Source organism: Clostridium sp. MF28 (genome assembly GCF_002969175.1).
GTDB classification, from domain to species: Bacteria; Bacillota; Clostridia; order Clostridiales; family Clostridiaceae; genus Clostridium; species Clostridium beijerinckii.
Genome location: NZ_CP014331.1, coordinates 218,671 through 237,060, shown reverse-complemented (window position 1 = coordinate 237,060; position 18,390 = coordinate 218,671). Strand labels below are relative to the sequence as shown.

Annotated in this window: 15 protein-coding genes and 1 pseudogene; 13 read left to right on the top strand and 3 right to left on the bottom strand. The window is 28.7% G+C overall.

Annotation, left to right across the window (positions count from 1 at the left end; translation table 11 throughout):
• Positions 1-368 precede the first annotated feature (368 nt).
• The 5 genes and pseudogenes from AXY43_RS00975 (at position 369) to AXY43_RS00955 (ending at position 7,506) form a co-directional block, all read left to right on the top strand.
• A complete protein-coding gene (locus tag AXY43_RS00975) occupies positions 369-1,370 on the top strand; it encodes an acyltransferase family protein (RefSeq protein ID WP_105410789.1) in 1,002 nt (333 codons plus the stop codon).
• 184 nt (positions 1,371-1,554) lie between these two features.
• Positions 1,555-4,017: pseudogene (gene mutS, locus AXY43_RS00970) on the top strand (DNA mismatch repair protein MutS); the annotation flags it as partial.
• A 490-nt stretch (positions 4,018-4,507) separates the two neighbouring features.
• Positions 4,508-5,365 carry a pentapeptide repeat-containing protein gene (locus AXY43_RS00965; RefSeq protein WP_105410787.1) on the top strand — a complete coding sequence of 286 codons (858 nt, stop codon included), beginning with the start codon at positions 4,508-4,510 and terminating at the stop codon, positions 5,363-5,365.
• A gap of 165 nt (positions 5,366-5,530) precedes the next feature.
• Positions 5,531-6,181, top strand: coding sequence for a leucyl/phenylalanyl-tRNA--protein transferase (gene aat, locus AXY43_RS00960; RefSeq protein WP_077869105.1), 651 nt, complete (start codon positions 5,531-5,533; stop codon positions 6,179-6,181).
• A gap of 161 nt (positions 6,182-6,342) precedes the next feature.
• Positions 6,343-7,506, top strand: a complete 1,164-nt coding sequence (locus tag AXY43_RS00955) for a class I SAM-dependent methyltransferase (RefSeq protein ID WP_105410786.1) — start codon at positions 6,343-6,345, stop codon at positions 7,504-7,506.
• A 49-nt stretch (positions 7,507-7,555) separates the two neighbouring features.
• On the opposite strand, the gene AXY43_RS27395 is transcribed toward AXY43_RS00955, so the two are convergent.
• The gene (locus tag AXY43_RS27395) at positions 7,556-7,711 is read right to left on the bottom strand and encodes a hypothetical protein (RefSeq protein ID WP_017211601.1); all 156 of its coding nucleotides are present in this window, start codon (positions 7,709-7,711) and stop codon (positions 7,556-7,558) included.
• Positions 7,712-8,090: 379 nt separating this feature from the next.
• Between AXY43_RS27395 and mutL the strand changes: the two genes are divergently transcribed.
• The 4 genes from mutL (at position 8,091) to AXY43_RS00935 (ending at position 12,722) form a co-directional block, all read left to right on the top strand.
• Positions 8,091-10,085, top strand: a complete 1,995-nt coding sequence (gene mutL, locus AXY43_RS00950; RefSeq protein ID WP_105410785.1) for a DNA mismatch repair endonuclease MutL — start codon at positions 8,091-8,093, stop codon at positions 10,083-10,085.
• A 60-nt stretch (positions 10,086-10,145) separates the two neighbouring features.
• On the top strand, positions 10,146-11,075 hold the full coding sequence (miaA, locus tag AXY43_RS00945) for a tRNA (adenosine(37)-N6)-dimethylallyltransferase MiaA (protein ID WP_039768907.1): 930 nt from the start codon (positions 10,146-10,148) through the stop codon (positions 11,073-11,075).
• A gap of 44 nt (positions 11,076-11,119) precedes the next feature.
• Positions 11,120-11,365, top strand: a complete 246-nt coding sequence (hfq, locus tag AXY43_RS00940; protein ID WP_012058774.1) for an RNA chaperone Hfq — start codon at positions 11,120-11,122, stop codon at positions 11,363-11,365.
• Between the two features lie 64 nt (positions 11,366-11,429).
• The gene (locus AXY43_RS00935) at positions 11,430-12,722 is read left to right on the top strand and encodes an aminotransferase class I/II-fold pyridoxal phosphate-dependent enzyme (protein WP_039768909.1); all 1,293 of its coding nucleotides are present in this window, start codon (positions 11,430-11,432) and stop codon (positions 12,720-12,722) included.
• A gap of 147 nt (positions 12,723-12,869) precedes the next feature.
• Here the strand turns inward: AXY43_RS00935 and lexA are convergent, their stop codons facing one another.
• Complete coding sequence (gene lexA, locus AXY43_RS00930; RefSeq protein WP_039768911.1) at positions 12,870-13,475, bottom strand: transcriptional repressor LexA; 606 nt, start codon at positions 13,473-13,475, stop codon at positions 12,870-12,872.
• A gap of 240 nt (positions 13,476-13,715) precedes the next feature.
• On the opposite strand from lexA, the gene AXY43_RS00925 reads away from it, so the two are divergent.
• From AXY43_RS00925 to AXY43_RS00915, 3 genes are all read left to right on the top strand, one after another.
• The gene (locus tag AXY43_RS00925) at positions 13,716-14,219 is read left to right on the top strand and encodes a GAF domain-containing protein (RefSeq protein ID WP_087702024.1); all 504 of its coding nucleotides are present in this window, start codon (positions 13,716-13,718) and stop codon (positions 14,217-14,219) included.
• 146 nt (positions 14,220-14,365) lie between these two features.
• On the top strand, positions 14,366-14,800 hold the full coding sequence (locus tag AXY43_RS00920) for a hypothetical protein (protein WP_012058770.1): 435 nt from the start codon (positions 14,366-14,368) through the stop codon (positions 14,798-14,800).
• Between the two features lie 96 nt (positions 14,801-14,896).
• Positions 14,897-15,616 carry a hypothetical protein gene (locus AXY43_RS00915; protein ID WP_105410784.1) on the top strand — a complete coding sequence of 240 codons (720 nt, stop codon included), beginning with the start codon at positions 14,897-14,899 and terminating at the stop codon, positions 15,614-15,616.
• Between the two features lie 131 nt (positions 15,617-15,747).
• Here the strand turns inward: AXY43_RS00915 and AXY43_RS00910 are convergent, their stop codons facing one another.
• Entirely contained in the window at positions 15,748-16,737 is a 990-nt protein-coding gene (locus AXY43_RS00910; RefSeq protein WP_105410783.1) for a tyrosine recombinase XerC, read from the bottom strand.
• An 800-nt stretch (positions 16,738-17,537) separates the two neighbouring features.
• On the opposite strand from AXY43_RS00910, the gene ybaK reads away from it, so the two are divergent.
• Positions 17,538-18,023, top strand: coding sequence for a Cys-tRNA(Pro) deacylase (gene ybaK / locus AXY43_RS00905; protein ID WP_023976155.1), 486 nt, complete (start codon positions 17,538-17,540; stop codon positions 18,021-18,023).
• Positions 18,024-18,390 lie beyond the last annotated feature (367 nt).

Here is an 18,390-nt window from a genome sequence, read left to right as displayed (position 1 = left end):
AATCAAATGATAAAATCTTATAACAATCACTATATAGAGAAAATGCACCAAGTTGAATTCAGATTTCTTGGATTTAACTTGGTGTATTTTTTATATTAATATAATTTTTTGTTGTCACGGCATTAGGATATATACTTTTCTCTAATTTAGCTTAAGTGACGTTTGAGCTTTAAAAGTGTATAATTCAGCGGTTTTATGTAACTAAGGCTTATTACTTGTACTACTATATTTATATAAGTAAGTAGGAGGTAAAAAAATGAGCAATCAAGAAGATGCATATGTAATTTATGATGATTTTAATGAGTAGGCATTTAAAATTCTAAGTGCCTACTCTAAAATATTAATATATTCAGGGAGAGTGTTGTGATATGGAATCAAAAAATGATATTCATTATGGAATGGTTGATGTATTACGTTTAGTTTTTGCAATTGCAGTTGTATCAATTCATACAATGGCTTTCAAATCCATAAATGATGACTTATGGATTGCTACTAGTATTGGTATTGCTAGACTCGCTGTGCCATTTTTCTTTATGGTTTCGGGTTATTTTTTATATAATAGAATTGGTTCCGAAAAAGAGCCTAAATCAACTATTAAGCATTTATTACGTATCTATTTTTTATGGGTGCTTATTGAGATTATAGCTTTATTTCCACTTGTCTTAAGCAGTTTAAGTGCTCCACCTATTTTAATTATTGAAAGATTATTATTTGCAGGGATCACAGGAAGCCTTTGGTATATATCTTCGCTAATTATTACTATCTTTATAATTTCCCCATTATTAAAAAGAGACAAGCTGTTTTTCTTGTTTATAATTGGATTTGTATTATATCTATTTGGGACAACTGGAGATACCTATTATGGGTTGTTTGAAAAAACTATGATAAATCCATTAATCAACGGATATACTTCAATATTTATGCTTCCACAAATAGGCATTACTGAATCAATTCTTTTTGTATCTTTAGGTGCAATCGTTAGCAAATATAAATTAAATGAAAAAATACAAAAGTCAGGATTACTAAGTATACTTTCAATTATATTACTTTTAATTGAAACCTTTGTGTTAAATAAAACTGGAATTGCTAAGGACGCTAATATGTATCTATCAGCAATAATTGCAGCCCCTTTAATCTTAATTTGGGCAATTAATTCCACAAAAAATATTTCTACTAAGGTTTCTAAAGCCTGCAGGGAATATAGCTTAGGAATATATTGTTCTCATCAAATAGTTATGATATGGCTTGCAATGTTTATACCAGTACTTTTTGCAAATACAATTCTTAGGTTTATCTGTTCTTTATTATTGTCTGCCTTAATAATTACAATTTTAAGAAAAACTAAAATTAGAAAAATCCTTTTAAGATAAATATTTATATCTATTTTCAGTTAAATAAAATATTAATGAAAATCTCTAAGATAATTGTTATAATTGTTCTAGGGATTTTTAGATGTATAATGAAATTTATATAAATATTCCCTTAAATTAAATATATATAAATCTAGGTCGATAAATAGTGTAACCTAGCTACATAAAAAGGAGGAAATTAATTATGGCTTTAACGCCAATGATGGTTGAATATATGAAAACAAAGGAGGAATACAGTGATTGTATTCTATTTTATAGATTAGGTGATTTTTACGAAATGTTCTTTGATGATGCAATAACTGTATCTCGAGAGCTTGAATTAGTTCTTACAGGAAAAAATTGTGGTCTTGAGGAAAGAGCTCCTATGTGTGGAATACCACATCATGCAGCAGCAGCATATATACCAAGGCTTGTTAATAAGGGGTATAAGGTAGCAATATGTGAACAGCTTGAAGATCCAAAGGAAGCAAAAGGAATTGTAAAAAGAGGTGTTGTAAAAATAATTACACCAGGAACATTCATAGATGCTAATAGTTCTCTAGAAAATGATAATACATATTTAATGACTATATATGAAAGTGATGAAAGAATAGGTTTAGCAGTTTCGGATATAAGTACTGGCGAATTTAAAACAACTTCCTTTGATAATATTAAGATAACCTTACTAGATGAGATTTCAAAGGTTGCACCTAAAGAAATTTTAGTAGATAAAAACATTAGCCAATCTTTAATAGATGATATAAAGGGTATAACTACTGCACTTATTACAGAGAAAGACTTTAATGAATTTATCGTATCAAAAGAAGAAATTATAGATCAATTTTCGGATTTAGAGGTTTCTGGATTAGTAAATGAAAGAGAAATTTCAAGTAGAGTACTACTTAAATACATATATGAAACTCAAAAAATGAGTTTAACTAATATAAATTTGCTAGAACAATATGAAATAATTAATTACATGACAATCGACGGAAATTCAAGAAGGAATTTAGAACTTACTGAAAGTATACGAGAAAAAAGCAAAAAAGGGTCTCTTTTATGGGTTCTTGATAAGAGTTCCACATCTATGGGTGGTAGAACAATTAGAAAATGGATTGAAGAACCGTTAATTATTAAATCTGAAATAGAAAAAAGACTAAGTGGTGTTAGCGAAGCATTTAGTTCAATTAGTTTTAATGAGGATTTAAGAAGTTCTTTAAAAGATATTTATGATATAGAAAGAATTGTTGGTAAAATTTCAAATAAAAATGTGAATGCAAAAGATATGTTATCTCTTAAAGCTTCATTAGACAAATTACCATCTATAAAAGAACTTTTAGGAACTGCTAATTCAGAACTGCTAAAAGAATATTATGAAGATTTAGATGAGCTATCAGACATAAGAGAATTACTTGAATCTTCCATTAAAGAAGAGCCCTCTTTAAGTATAAAAGAAGGAAATATAATTAAAGATGGTTATAATTCAGAAGTTGATGAATTAAGACAGTCAAAGCTTCATGGTAAGGAATGGATTGCAGCTCTGGAAAATCGTGAAAGAGAATTTACCGGAATCAAATCTTTAAAGGTAGGTTATAACAAAGTATTTGGATATTACATAGAAATTTCAAAATCAAATTATAATTCTATTCCAGAAGGTAGGTATGTAAGAAAGCAAACTCTTGCAAACGCTGAGCGATATATAACAGAAGAACTTAAAATTATGGAAGATAAAATTCTAGGTGCAGAAGAGAAGCTTATAAACTTAGAATATTCTTTATTCACTGATATAAGAGATTCCATTGAGAAGGAAATTGCAAGACTAAAAAAAAGTGCTAGAATAATTTCTAATCTAGATGGTATTTCCACCTTGGCATTAATCGCTCTTGAAAATGATTATGTAAAACCTGAAATCAACGAGGATGGAATTATCGAAATAGTAGATGGCAGGCACCCAGTTGTTGAAAAGGTAATTGGAAGGGGTGAATTTGTTTCAAACAATACCACATTGAATCAAAGTGATAAGGAATTGCTATTAATAACTGGACCTAACATGGCAGGTAAGTCAACATACATGAGACAGGTTGCCCTTATTACGTTAATGGCCCAAATAGGATCTTTCGTACCAGCATCTAGTGCTAATATTTCAATTTGTGATAAGATATTCACTAGAATTGGAGCTTCTGATGATTTAGCTGGTGGTAAATCCACATTTATGGTTGAAATGTGGGAAGTATCAAATATACTTAAGAATGCAACTTCTAAAAGTCTAGTATTATTAGATGAAGTAGGGCGTGGAACATCAACTTATGATGGACTTTCGATAGCTTGGTCTGTCATTGAATACATAACTGGTAACGAAAATTTAAGATGTAAAACTTTATTTGCAACACACTATCATGAATTAGTAAAACTTGAAGGAGTTTTGCCTGGTGTTAAGAATTACTCTGTAGCTGTTAAGAAAATGAAAGATAGCGTAATCTTCTTAAGAAAGATAGTCGAAGGTGGTGCGGATGAGTCTTACGGTATAGAAGTTGCAAAACTTGCCGGACTTCCTGATGATGTCATTAATAGAGCAAAAGAAATTCTTCTAGGCCTTGAAGGCGAAAATAATTTTGATATACACAAAGTTACAAATACAGAAATTATAGAAAATGAGGTTGCTGTAGATATAAATGGAGGCAGCAGTGTAGTTACTATTACTGAAAAAGCCTGTGAAAGTAAGAGTCAATATATAGAAAAAGTTGAAGCAAAAGATTCCTTTGATAAAGCAGAAAGTGATAAAGCTGATTATAGAATTGATGAAAAGACTGAAAATTCATCTAAAAAGCATAAGAATAAGGAATCTTCTAACAATATGCAATTAGATTTTACTTTTATAGAAAAAGAGGCATTTCTAAAAGAAGTTAGCGAAGTGGATATATTAAGTTTAAATCCTATGGAAGCCATGAACACTCTATATAAGTTAGTTGCTGAAGCTAAAAAATTAAAATAAAAACTTTCTAATCCTATTAAAGTAGTTTAATAGTTCCAATTATGTTAAAATAATTCTAAATGTAGTTGGAACATAAGCTTTTAAATAAATAATACAATATTTTAATGCTAAATTACTTGCTATAAGTTACGACTGTGTTATATATACTATTACGGGGTGAGTTACTTTGACATATATAAACGAAAATACATTTGAAGAAGAATTATTTGAAGATCTAAAAATTAATTGCCAAGAATGCTTTGGTTTTTGTTGTGTTGCATTATATTTTTCGGCTTCAGACGGATTTCCAAACAACAAAAGCGCTGGAAAGCCTTGCTTAAATTTGCAATCAGATTTTGGTTGCTCTATTCATAAAGATTTGAGAAAAAAAGGACTTAAAGGTTGTACAACTTACGACTGTTTTGGTGCTGGACAAAAGGTTGCTCAAATTACATATGCTGGACATAATTGGAGAGAAAATCCTGAATTATCCGATAAAATGTATGAAGTCTTTTTGATTATGAGGCAGCTTCATGAAATGTTGTGGTATCTAAAACAAGCTTTATCAATTCAAACTAATGAAAAGATACAAAATAAAATAAATAATCTAATATCCAAAACAGAGGATATTACTAAATTGGCACCCGACCTCCTTATGACTTTAGATATAGAGATCCATAGAGATAATGTTAATGCTCTACTCAGGCAAACAAGCGAATTTGTTAGGGCCAAAGCGCTTGGTAACAGTAAAACTAACTTAAAACGTAAAAAAACAATTGCTGGCAGATTGGATTGCATTGGTGCAGATTTTAAAAAGATTAATCTTAAAGGCGCGGACCTAAGAGGGGCATTTCTCATAGCAGCAGATCTTAGAGGAAATGATTTGAGTTATGCGGATCTTATTGGAGTTGACTTACGTGATGCAGATATTAGAGGTGCTAATCTTAAAGATAGCTTATTTATTACGCAATCTCAGATTAATTCAGCAAAAGGAGATTCTAATACAATCTTACCAAAGTCAATAGTGCGTCCAACTTCTTGGTAAAGGAATCAATGTTAGATTTTTATAAAATGTTATAATCATAAAGTATTTTGCATTTTTAACAAAAATAAGCTTTTACAAGCTTATTTTTTTGCAAAGAATTATTTAAGTATTAGAATATGATAGAATAATTTAAAAGAAGAATTAAAATACAAGGAAGTGAATATAATGCCTATATTTAGACTAACAAATGAGATATTATTTCCTAATCCTGAGCTTTCAGAAAAAGATGGACTTTTGGCAATTGGAGGAGATTTATCATTAGAAAGACTGCTATTAGCTTATTGTAATGGTATATTTCCATGGTATAACGAAGGTGAACCGATTCTTTGGTGGTGTCCCAAGCCAAGATTTATATTAATACCAGATGAAGTTAAAATTTCTAAATCAATGAAGAAAATTATAAAAAAAGAGATGTTTCATGTAACTTTCAACAAAGATTTTTATGGTGTAATTAGTAATTGCAAGGATATACGAGAAGAAAATAATGAGGGAACTTGGATTAATAGTGATATGAAGGAAGCATATGTAAATTTGTTTAATAAAGGCTATGCAATGAGTGTTGAGACATACATAAATGGAGAGCTAGTGGGAGGCTTATATGGCGTCAAAATAGGAAAATGCTTCTTCGGAGAGAGTATGTTTTCTAAGGTAAGTAATGCATCTAAAATAGCATTAATAAAGCTTGCAGAAAAACTAAAAAACGAAAATTTCATATTTATAGATTGCCAGATGCATACAAAACATTTGGAAAGTATGGGTGGAAAATTTGTAGAATGGGATACTTTCAAGGAATTATTAAAAAAAGGTATACTGTAGTTGCAAGATTGACCTAACTAAAAAATTTTCAAGTCTGAAATTATCTATAAATAATCATAGTATTATAGATAAAATTAATATAAAATATAAAAATAGGTTTAAAAACTAATATATTAATACTGTTAGTAAACAAGATTATTGAATATAAGGTGAGTTGAAGTATGGAAGAGTTAAAAAAAGCAATTAAAGAAATAATAGAAGACAATGTTATAAAGCTAGTTATTAGCAATAAAACAAATAAAAATTTTGAATATAATAAAATAGTTATAAATCTCAAAGAAAATAATAAAAGAACGTACTATCAAATAGAAAAATATACTGATAAGCAGGTGTTCCATGAAAACATTGATACAGATATTTTGGAAGATAGAATTATAGAGTATGTGGAACCAAATTATAAGCAAATTTCTGCATGGTCAAATTCGGCTAGCTTTGAGGTGAAAATATCAAAAAAGGGTAAGGTTCTATTAAGTAAGAAAAAAAGTGATAATCAAAAAACACTTGGCAAAGCGCATAATAAAGAAAAAAATTATATATTAAAAGAGGGTATGATTATTGAGCCATTAATAGATTTAGGTGTATTTACAAAAGAGGGAAAAGTAGTTAACTCAAAGTATGATAAATACAAGCAAATTAATCGTTTTGTTGAAATTATTGATGATGAAATCAAGAAAAATGATTATAAAGAACTTACTGTTTTAGATTTTGGTTGTGGAAAATCTTACTTAACTTTTGTATTGTATTATTACCTTGTAGAAATAAAGAATATTAAAGTAAAGATGATTGGATTAGATCTTAAAGCCGATGTTATAAAAAAATGTAATGATATAGCCCAAAGTTATAACTATGAAAATTTACACTTTGAACTTGGAGATATAAATGGATTTAAATATAATAATAAAGTTGATATGGTAATAACATTACATGCATGTGATACTGCTACTGATTACGCATTATATAATGCTATAAAATGGAATGCCAAATTAATATTCTCTGTCCCTTGTTGTCAGCATGAATTTAACGCCCAAATGAAGACAGATTCACTGTCAATACTAACAAAGTATGGAATAGTTCAAGAAAGAATTGCAGCACTTATGACTGATTCTGTTAGAGCTAACCTTTTAGAAAGCATAGGATACAAAACACAACTTTTGGAATTTATTGATATTGCACATTCTCCCAAAAATATATTGATTAGAGCCTCTAAGTCTAATATATCTAAGGATAAAAAAGAAAAAGCGTTATTAGAAGTTGAAAATTTAATTGGTCAATTTAATTTTAATCCTACATTATATAATCTGTTGAAAGATGATAATTTAATTTAAAGTTCATAAATCCACGACATTATTTAATTTTTGTCGTGGATTTATGATTTTAGTGTCTTTTCTTTTTAAATTCAGTATGAGAAGAAGGCTCAGCTTCCCCAAATGGACTTTCTTGATGTGCTTTTTCTTTTACTACCTTATTATAATTTTGTGATGCTGGATCAGATACACTTTTAGTTGAATTATAAAAATCTTTATCATTCATATTAAAGCCTCCTTATAGAAAATATTTAATTTCTCAATTAGCTTAACCATATTAACAGCAAATATTATTTATTGTAAATATATTTTGTGTTTAGATTGTTACTTATATGTAAATTAAATATAATCTTGTTCTAATGGAAATATTAATAGAAATACTAAAATCATTTAGAGTATACAATAAAAAGCATAGTCAAAAAGATATATTCGAATTACAACTCATTCCTATACCAGTATTTCAATATTATTGAATATATTAAACAAGTATGTAATAATAACAATGTATTAGAAATAAGTTAATTTGTTCATTAGAAGGCTTATTTTAAAGTGATTTTCTCGCTTACATTTTACGCCCATAAGCATTGAAAGGAGGAGAGGACATCTTGAAGAGAATAAATATATTAAATGAAGACACAGCAAATAAAATTGCAGCAGGAGAAGTTGTAGAAAGACCAGCGTCAGTAGTCAAAGAGTTGATTGAAAATTCAATTGATGCAAATTCTAAAAACATAATCATTGAAATAGAAGAAGGTGGAATTTCTCTTATTAGAATAATAGATGATGGAGACGGAATCTATAAAGATGATATAGCGAAAGCATTTCTTCCGCATGCTACAAGCAAGATACAAGAGTCAGAAGATATTTATAATATACATACTCTTGGATTCAGAGGCGAAGCACTGCCATCTATAGCCTCTGTAGGTAAAGTTAATTTAAAGTCTAAGCAGGATAAAGAAGCTTTTGGGTATGAAATATCTATTGAGGGCGGTAAAGCATCAGAAGTAACAGAGTGTGGAATAAATAAAGGCACTATACTAGAAGTGCAAGATCTATTCTTTAATGTTCCTGCTAGGAAGAAGTTCTTAAAATCTGTATCAAAAGAGAGTTCATTAATAAATGATATAGTAACAAGATTATCACTTGCAAATCCTAAAATAAGTTTTAAATTGTATAACAATCATAAAAAAGTATTACATACCTTTGGTAATGGAGATCTCAAGGATGTAATAAGAACTATATATGGTAAATCTATAACAGATAATATACTTTACTTTAGTGATAGTTCAGATTTAATAACTGTTTATGGCTATGTAGGAACTGAGGAAATAGCTAGAGGATCAAGAAATAATCAAAGTATTTTCGTAAATAGAAGATACATAAAAAATAGGGCGTTAGCAATAGCTGTAGAGCAAGCATTTAAGTCATTTTCAACAGTAAATAAATTTCCGTTCTTTATATTATTTATAGAAGTATATCCTGAATATGTAGATGTTAATATTCATCCAACAAAGGCTGAAATAAAATTTAATGATGAAAGAATGATATTCAAAAAGATTTTTGGAGCAGTTCATACTGCATTAAAAAATGAAGTTTTTGAGACTTTTGCGATAAAAGAAGAAGAAAATGCAAAAAAAGAACCACTACCAACATTTGAGGAGATTACTTTTAAAATAAAAGAAGAAGAAGAAAAGGTTAAATTTGCAAGTTCTGCAGCAAAGACTTTAATATCTCAAGGAAAAGACCTTAAGGCTAATAACGAGAGTAGCTTTAAAAGTGTATATGATCCAAGCTTGAATAATATTAATAAAACAATAGTTGAGGAAAGCACTGATTATAACAAGGAAAATGAAGAGCCTATAAGTATTCCTGTAGACCTTAAACCTAATTCATATATAGAAAATTTGGTGGATGAGTATAATGATAATGCAGAAGATGAAATAAAATCTAATTCTGAACCTATAGAAAACGTAATTACAGAAAACAAATACGAAAATATTAAGCTAAATCCTATTGCTAAGTTTCCACCAATTACTATAATAGGTCAATATAATAAAACTTATATATTAGGAGAGTATGACGGTACCTTATACATGATTGATCAGCATGCTGCTCATGAAAAAATATTATTTGAAAAATATCTTAAAGAAATTGAAGAAGGTACTATTATAATTCAACCTCTTATTGTTCCAAGTATAATTGATTTGAGTATTGATGATTATTCTTATTTTGAAGAGAATAAAGACATATTTAGAGAAGCTGGTTTTTTATTAGAAGAGTTTGGTGGAAGTTCATTATCTTTAAAAGAAGTTCCGTACTTCTTAGGACGACTTAATCCTAAAAACTTGTTCCTAGATATACTTGATAATTTAAAAAATTTAGGAAACGGAAAAACAAGTGAAGTAAAACATAATGCTATTGCAACTAAAGCATGTAAAGCAGCTATTAAAGGAAATGATAAATTAGAAATGAATGAGATGATTAAATTAATTGAAGATTTAAGATATATAGATGATCCTTTTCACTGCCCACACGGGAGGCCTGTAATAATAAAATTTACAAGTATAGACATTGATAAGAAATTTAAAAGAATAATATAATGCTTTTATATTATTCTAAATGAATATAAACTTTAAAATTATTAACGAAGGGATAAAATAATGAAGCAAAAATTATTAGTTATTGGTGGACCTACTGCAGTAGGAAAAACTGATCTTTCAATAAAATTAGCCAAAAATTTAAATGGAGAAATTATTTCAGCTGATTCTATGCAAATCTATAAATATATGGATATAGGTTCTGCAAAGGTAACTAAAGATGAAATGAACGGGATAAAGCATCATTTAATTGATGCAATAGAACCTGATACTCCTTTTTCAGTAGCAGATTTTAAGCAACTAGGTGAAGAAGCATTAGAAAAAATTATATGTAACGGAAAATTCCCAATAATATCAGGAGGAACGGGTTTATATATTAATTCATTAACTTGCAATATGACCTTTACAGAAGCAGAAAAAGATGAAAGTTATAGAGAATATCTAGAAAATTTAGCATTAGAAAAGGGTAATGAATATATACATGAAATGCTTAAAGATATTGATCCTATAAGTTACAAAGAAATTCATGCTAACAATAGAAAAAGAGTTATCAGAGCGTTAGAGGTTTTTAAACTTACTAATAAGCCTTTTAGCTCATATAATGTTGGATTGGATTTTTACAATAGTGAATATGATGTATATTATTACGTACTAACTATGAATAGAGAAAAATTATATGATAGAATCAATAAAAGAGTTGATTTAATGATGGAAAAGGGCTTGCTAAATGAATGCATAAGATTAAAAGAAATGGGATATAATTCAGATATTCAATCTATGCAGGGGATAGGATACAAAGAGATATTATATTATCTAGAAGGTAAAATAACTCTAGATAAAGCAATAGATATGATAAAACAAGGATCTCGAAATTATGCTAAAAGGCAACTTACATGGTTTAGACGTGATAAAAGATGTATATTTTTAGACAAGGATATTATGAGTGATGATGAAATTTTAGATAAAGTTATTAATGACATAATAAAGAACTAGCGTTATAATATTAGTAATAAAATCACTTATGGAGGTGTTATATTTTGGTCAATAAGCAACAAAACAACCTACAAGATATATTTCTAAATAATGCGAGAAAAAATAAAATACAAATAATAATACACTTAGTAAATGGATTTCAGTTAAAAGGTACTGTAAAGGGTTTTGATAATTTCACTGTTATTTTGGATTGCGATAATAAGCAAATGCTTATATATAAGCATGCAATATCAACTATAACGCCAACTAAACCAATTTTATTTGCAGATAACGAATACGAAACTACTTAGTAAATAGGCATTTTTGCCTATTTATTTTTGAGTATTTCTAAACTTTGGAGGATGAGACTTAGATATGTTAAAAAAGACAGAAGAATTTTTAATTAAGAATTATAATATTAGCGAAAGGACATTTGAAATATATAGACAGGCTTTATCTGATACTGAAGCTCAATTTAAAGAATATGATGAAATTAGAGAATTTAATCAACTTAAAGTACTGAAAGCATTTCAATTAGAAAAAATTAGCGACTCTCACTTTACAAATACTACAGGTTATGGACTTGATGATTTAGGGCGTGACTCATTAGATAAAGTATATGCTAATATCTTTAATACTGAAGCCGGACTTGTCCGTCCACATTTTGTTAGTGGTACACACGCTATTGGATGTGCTATCGCTGGTAATGTTATGCCTGGAGATAAGATCTTATGTGTTTCTGGACTTCCTTATGATACTTTGCTTGGCGTTCTTGGACTATCAGAAAAGAAAAACGCTGGTTCATTAGATCAATATGGAATTAAAACCGATATAGTAGATTTAGATAATAAAGGTAAATTTCAATTTGATAAAATTCAAGAAGCATTGAGAAATGATCCAAGTATTAGACTTATACATATTCAAAGAAGCACTGGTTATGCTTCAAGAAAATCTTTTCTAGTTTCTGAAATAGCTGAAGTTATTAGACATATAAGAGAAATACGAGAAGATGTAATTATATTTGTGGATAATTGTTACGGAGAATTTATTGAACCTGTAGAACCTACAGAATATGGTGCAGATATAATGGCTGGATCACTTATGAAGAATATAGGTGGAGGTATTGCTCCAGGTGGAGGATATATCGTTGGAAAGAGACAGTATGTTGATGCAGCTGCCAATAGAATGACTGTGCCAGGTGTAGGAGGCGAATATGGCGCTACATATGGACTTATGAGAAGTTTATATCAAGGATTGTTCTCCGCTCCTCACGTAGCCATAGAAGCTGTAAAAACAGCAATATTCTGCGCTCGTGTAATGGAAATTGCAGGATTTAAGGTATTTCCTTCATCAACAGATAAAAGAACTGATATAATTCAAGCAATTGAATTTGGCGATGCTAAAAAATTAATTAATTTTTGTAGTGGTATACAAGCCGGATCTCCTATAGATGCATTTGCAGTATGCGAGCCATGGGCAATGCCTGGATATGATAGTGAAATTGTAATGGCTGCTGGCTCATTTATCTCAGGTTCAACAATCGAATTATCAGCTGATGGACCAGTTAGAGAGCCATATATAGCATATATTCAAGGCGGATTAAACTTTGATCATGGAAAAATAGGAATACTTATTGGGTTGAGCAAAGTATTAGAAGTCAATAAATAATATCACTAATTTATCACTAGCTTCCCAATATGTCAGTGGGCATAAAATTAAAAATAGACTATTAAATTTTATAGATCATAAAATTTAATAGTCTATTAATTTACTATCTTATAATATAATTTCGAAATCAATAACAAAGTAATTTGTTTAAAATGATCTGAATATACCTACAAGTTTTCCTAAAATCATGCAATCATCTACTATTATAGGATCCATAGCATCATTTTCTGGTTGAAGTCTAATATGATCTTTTTCTTTAAAAAATCTTTTTATTGTAGCACTATCTTCTATTAAAGCTACTACTATATCACCATTTATAGCTGCTTGTGCACTTTCTATAATAGCTAAATCATTATCTCTAATACCTGCATTAACCATGCTTTCGCCAGAAACACGCAGCATAAACAATTCTCTATCATGTTTTATAAAATCCAACGGAAGCGTAAATGTGTCTTCTATGTTTTCAGTTGCAAGTATTGGAGAACCTGCTGTAATTTTGCCTATAATAGGAATGTTAATCATTTCTTTTTTCGGCATTGAAAGTTCTGCTATTTCTAAAGCCCTTGGTTTAGAAGGATCTCTTTTAATCATTCCCTTTTTTTCTAATCTTTTTAAATGTCCATGAACAGTTGAAGTTGACCTTAAAGAGACTGCTTCGCAAATTTCTCTTACTGAAGGCGGATAACCTTTGCTCTCTGTATAACTTTTTAAAAATTCATATATCTCTGATTGCTTATCTTTTTCGTCTGACATTACAAACACCTCACTATTCTTCTAATAATTATAACATATACTATATAACATAGCAAACTTGTGTTCTAAAGTGTTTATAGGTAGTATGTATTTGGTTTAGATACAACACTAAATTGGAATACAATATATTAACTAAGTATTCCAATTAATTAAAAATGGTAGTATTATTTTATAGTAGAATAACTAAGGTTATAAAATTATTTTTTGGGACGATAGTTTCAAAGTGAGGCGGTAGTAAATATGTTTGATATTAAAATTTTTGAAGGCATGAGTACAGAAAGTAAATTAGACAACATGCTTATAATGCTTGAAGGTTTGATTCAAGGAGATGAAGATTCTCCAATAACAAAGCTTTGTAATGCATCAGCATTAATTAATGCACTTATAGATCGAATAAATTGGTGTGGATTCTATTTAGTTAAAAATAATACTCTTGTATTAGGGCCGTTCCAAGGAATGCCTGCTTGTACAAAAATTGAAATAGGGAAGGGTGTTTGTGGAAAAGCTGCATTAGAAAAAGAGACTTTACTTGTTAAAGATGTACATAATTTTGAGGGACATATAGCGTGTGATGCTGCCTCAAATTCAGAACTAGTCATTCCTATAATTAAAGATGAAAATCTTATTGGAGTTTTAGATTTGGATAGTGAAGAATTCGAAAGATTTACTGAAGTAGAAAAGATTTACCTAGAAAAAGCTGTTTGTATACTTAGTAAATATATAGAATGGGATGATATAATTTAGATTGAATAATTAGATCGCATTTAATAATTTAACATAGATAAATTAATTTATTCTTTATTAGATATTTATCTTTGATAAAAAATTTGATTTAATTTATTGCTTTTGATATAATTAAGTTTCCATAATAAAAAAATGAGGTGTTTTAAATGACATATAAATATACTGATGATGATTATTGCGATATCTATGAAAATAAAATATGTGATAATTGTGGTAAGTGTTTGCAAATCAACGGCATAGATACAAAAGCCATTAAAATAGAAGACATTGCGAAAACACAAGAAGAGAACGAATTACTAGAAGAAGAATTTTTAAATGACTTAAAAGCATCCTTAAGTGAAGATGAATTACATGAAATTAACGAAGATAAATTAGATTTAAAATCTATATATAACAAGTTTGCAAAAACATCAAATGACATTGACGTAAATGACTTTAATCTTGAAGACAGCGCTTACGAAGATGCTTTTGATCATATTGAATATTTAGATGAGATCAGTTTAGATGATGATCTGATCCTCGATGAAATGACAGAAGAAGTATATCCTGGAGTTAGAAGATTAAAAAAATCAATCGAATAAAAGAAGCTTGTAGACTACACTAAAGAAATGCATAGATTTTCGCTTTATTTCACATAATAATTTCGTAGAAGATTTCACAAGAAAGGATGAATTATTATGAAGCGAAAATCTATTTTAGCGTTGAATTTGACAGCAATTCTTTTGGTTTCAATATCTTTGTTTGGGTGTGGTAACATATCAAGAACAAGAACAAATAATGATGTCACTAGACAAAACGACATAACAAACGATGGCATTAGAAGTGGAAGTGTAGACGGAACAGGTACTGGCGCTAATAATGCTCAAAATGGTACTGACGGAAACATGCAAGGTGGAACTAGCGGAAATATGCAAGGCACAGCAGGAAATGGAACCGCAGGAGGGAATACCAATCAAAATAATACAGTAGGGGATACTAATCAAAACAATGTAGCCGGATCGACTTCAGATGCTACGAGGGATAGAACAGGTCTAACTACTAATGATACAACATACAGAGCCGCCGATTTTAAAAACGATTTCACAAATGCCGGATATGATGTTAAAGAATCAACTAACACTAATAAAAATGATTATTTTAAAGGAAATGAAACAGATTATTTATTAGGTGGAGATGTAGTTAGAATATACGAGTATAATTCTCCAACAGAGCTAGAATGGGCCATCAATAGAATCGTACCAAATGGAATGAATGCTAGTAGCAATAATGCAAATAACAATGCGAGTCCTTATTATTATAGAAAGGGAAATACTCTTATCGTTTATGAAGGAAAAGAACCTGCATATGTTGACGAGTTTGGAAAAATGTACGGAAACACACTAAGACCACAACACTAAAAATATTTATATTAAGCACAAAAAGGTTACGATAGAAAATAAAGTAACCTTTTATTTTTTTAATTTAAACAATACCAAAGTATAGTAGGAGAGTAGTAGTAAAGTTTTATTATAAATTTTAATAATAAGCTTTACAATTTTGAAAGAGGATTCGATTTTACAGCATCTCTCAACGAATCATCGTCAACATGCGTGTAAATTTGGGTAGTCGAAATATTTGTGTGACCTAATATACTTTGCAAGCTTCTTATATCTACGTTTCCGTACTTATACATAAGAGTTGCTGCAGTGTGCCTCAACTTGTGTGGGGTATATTTATCATCAGTTAACCCTGCATTCGTTATATGTTTTTTTATCATTATCTCAACCGTACGTTTATTTATAGGAACATTTCTAGATGATAAAAATAAAAACTTTTTGTTTTCTAGTAAAGCCTTAGAGTCATCTCGTACATTTAAATAATTTGCTAAAGCTTTAAGGCATGCGTCATTTAAATAAACAGTTCTTTCTTTATTTCCTTTACCTATGATAGTAAGAGTATCATCTCTGATTTTATCAATTTGAATACTACAGAGTTCAGAAAGTCTCATTCCGCAATTCAAAAAGAACATCAAAATACAATAGTCTCTGAAGTAGTTTTTATCATTTTTGTTTAAAGACTCCAATAAATGAATACTTTGATTTAGAGTAAGATATACAGGATGACGCTTATTTATTTTAGGCGATTCCAACTCCAAAGCAGGATTCTCCGTGATCACTTTAGCTTTCCCAAAAAGAAACTTAAAAAAAGATTTTAAAGTAGCAACTTTTCTAGCTCTAGCATATGAACTATTGTCTCTATATTTCTCTGTAAAAGAAAGAAACGCATATAGATCTCTAAGTTTTATACCTCTTAAAAATTCATCATCTATAATACTTATATCTATATCTTCAAACTCAACAGAGTCGGAATTTACCCTTCCTTTATAAATCATCATAAATCTAAAAAAGATAGTCAAATCTATTCTGTATCCATCAATCGTATTTATAGACGTACTTTTAATCGTTTCTAAATAATTTAAAAAATCAACCAAACTTTCTGGCAGATTATTATTCTTAAGAACCTGGATATCGTATTTCATTTTTTCACCTGCATTATTTATAAATTTCTTATTAATTAAGTTACGATATTAATAATTTAAATCATCATTGATAAAATTTATTCTAATAAAGTAATTTTATACTAAGTTAAAAATATTATATCAAATATCATAAATTTATGCAATTATTTCGCTAAATGTATATTTAGCGAAATAATTATTAGCTATTTTTATAATAATTTAGTTGATTTTATTATAATTTTAGTCTTTGCATTTAAATGAATATCAGAATTATCCCTGTGCTTTCTTATTAAAAGCCATTTATAATCAATACTTTATAATAGACTTTTATAATTCAGTTCTTCAAATATCATAGGTTATTAAAACTCAATCCAAATTTATAACTTCAATCATAAATTCTAAAAGAATATTTTTTAATCTTATTTGAAATAAAAAACAAATTATTTTTCATATAAAAAAACATTAATTTTAAACACTATCAATTTTTTCTTTTATTTACATATTGATAATAATTATCACTGTACTGTTTTCTCTCGCAATTTTACGATTATATCTCCATTAAATAGCATTCGATTCTGATAAAAAAATAAATTCGAACGTTATTCAATACTATATTTTATACATTTAACGAAAGTTCAAATTCATAATAACCAAACTCAGTTTTTGATCAAATTAAGATAATTTTTGTATCTAAAATTCACATATAGAAATAATCTCAAAATAAAAAACTATATCTGCTTTTATGATATAATTTAAATAAACAATGTTATTAATCATTAGTAATGAATATAAACTAAAACTTACGGAGGAATGTTGAAATTATGGCTCAAGGAAAAGGAAAAACTAATGCTATGAGAATTCTAGATAATAATAAAATAAATTACATAACTCACAGCTACGAAAATAATGATGGTAAGATAGATGGTGTTGCAGTTGCACACAAAATAGAAAAAGACGTTAATCAAGTTTTTAAAACTTTAGTAACTCAAGGTCATTCTAAAGAATTTTATGTTTTTGTTATTCCAGTTGCTGAAGAATTAGATATGAAAAAAGCCAGCAAAATCGCAGGCGAAAAAAATATAGAAATGATTCATGTTAAAGATATAAACAAAGTAACAGGATACATTAGAGGTGGCTGTTCCCCACTCGGTATGAAAAAAATATTTAAAACTTTTATTCAAGAAAACGCATTATTATTTGATACAATTGTATTTAGCGGAGGAAAAATAGGTTCTCAAATAGAAATGAATCCAAATGATCTAAAAAAAGCAATAGAATGTTCATTTGTAGATATAATCAAAAACTAATTAAACAATTGTCACAATCAAAAGATAAGTTCTTTATAGATATCCAACTCTAAAACTAAATTTATGTGATAACTTACCGAAATCATAAATATTTTGTTCCGAAAAGCTATGAAAATATCGCTTAAGGTTTTAAGCAGCAGGTTGTAGCCACTTTAGCACGTTCCAACTTTCAGTTTGACAAGCTAAGCTGGAACGACCTACAGCTAAGAACCTTTAAAAGCTCATTTTCAAAGGTTTTCTCCACAAATATATTTATGATTTCTTGTGAATATACAAACTTAAAGTCTTAGTAAATTTGAAAATATATTCATCTAATAAATCTAATCCTTAAGCTGTTTATCTATATATTTTAAAAAATAACAAATTA

Excerpts from the sequence above, each read along its gene's own strand:
- AXY43_RS00975 (WP_105410789.1), top strand. The coding sequence starts at position 369 with ATGGAATCAAAAAATGATATTCATTATGGAATGGTTGATGTATTACGT.
- aat (WP_077869105.1), top strand. The coding sequence starts at position 5,531 with ATGCCTATATTTAGACTAACAAATGAGATATTATTTCCTAATCCTGAG.
- AXY43_RS00955 (WP_105410786.1), top strand. The coding sequence starts at position 6,343 with ATGGAAGAGTTAAAAAAAGCAATTAAAGAAATAATAGAAGACAATGTT.
- AXY43_RS27395 (WP_017211601.1), bottom strand. The coding sequence starts at position 7,711 with ATGAATGATAAAGATTTTTATAATTCAACTAAAAGTGTATCTGATCCA.
- miaA (WP_039768907.1), top strand. The coding sequence starts at position 10,146 with ATGAAGCAAAAATTATTAGTTATTGGTGGACCTACTGCAGTAGGAAAA.
- AXY43_RS00935 (WP_039768909.1), top strand. The coding sequence starts at position 11,430 with ATGTTAAAAAAGACAGAAGAATTTTTAATTAAGAATTATAATATTAGC.
- lexA (WP_039768911.1), bottom strand. The coding sequence starts at position 13,475 with ATGTCAGACGAAAAAGATAAGCAATCAGAGATATATGAATTTTTAAAA.
- AXY43_RS00925 (WP_087702024.1), top strand. The coding sequence starts at position 13,716 with ATGTTTGATATTAAAATTTTTGAAGGCATGAGTACAGAAAGTAAATTA.
- AXY43_RS00920 (WP_012058770.1), top strand. The coding sequence starts at position 14,366 with ATGACATATAAATATACTGATGATGATTATTGCGATATCTATGAAAAT.
- AXY43_RS00915 (WP_105410784.1), top strand. The coding sequence starts at position 14,897 with ATGAAGCGAAAATCTATTTTAGCGTTGAATTTGACAGCAATTCTTTTG.
- AXY43_RS00910 (WP_105410783.1), bottom strand. The coding sequence starts at position 16,737 with ATGAAATACGATATCCAGGTTCTTAAGAATAATAATCTGCCAGAAAGT.
- ybaK (WP_023976155.1), top strand. The coding sequence starts at position 17,538 with ATGGCTCAAGGAAAAGGAAAAACTAATGCTATGAGAATTCTAGATAAT.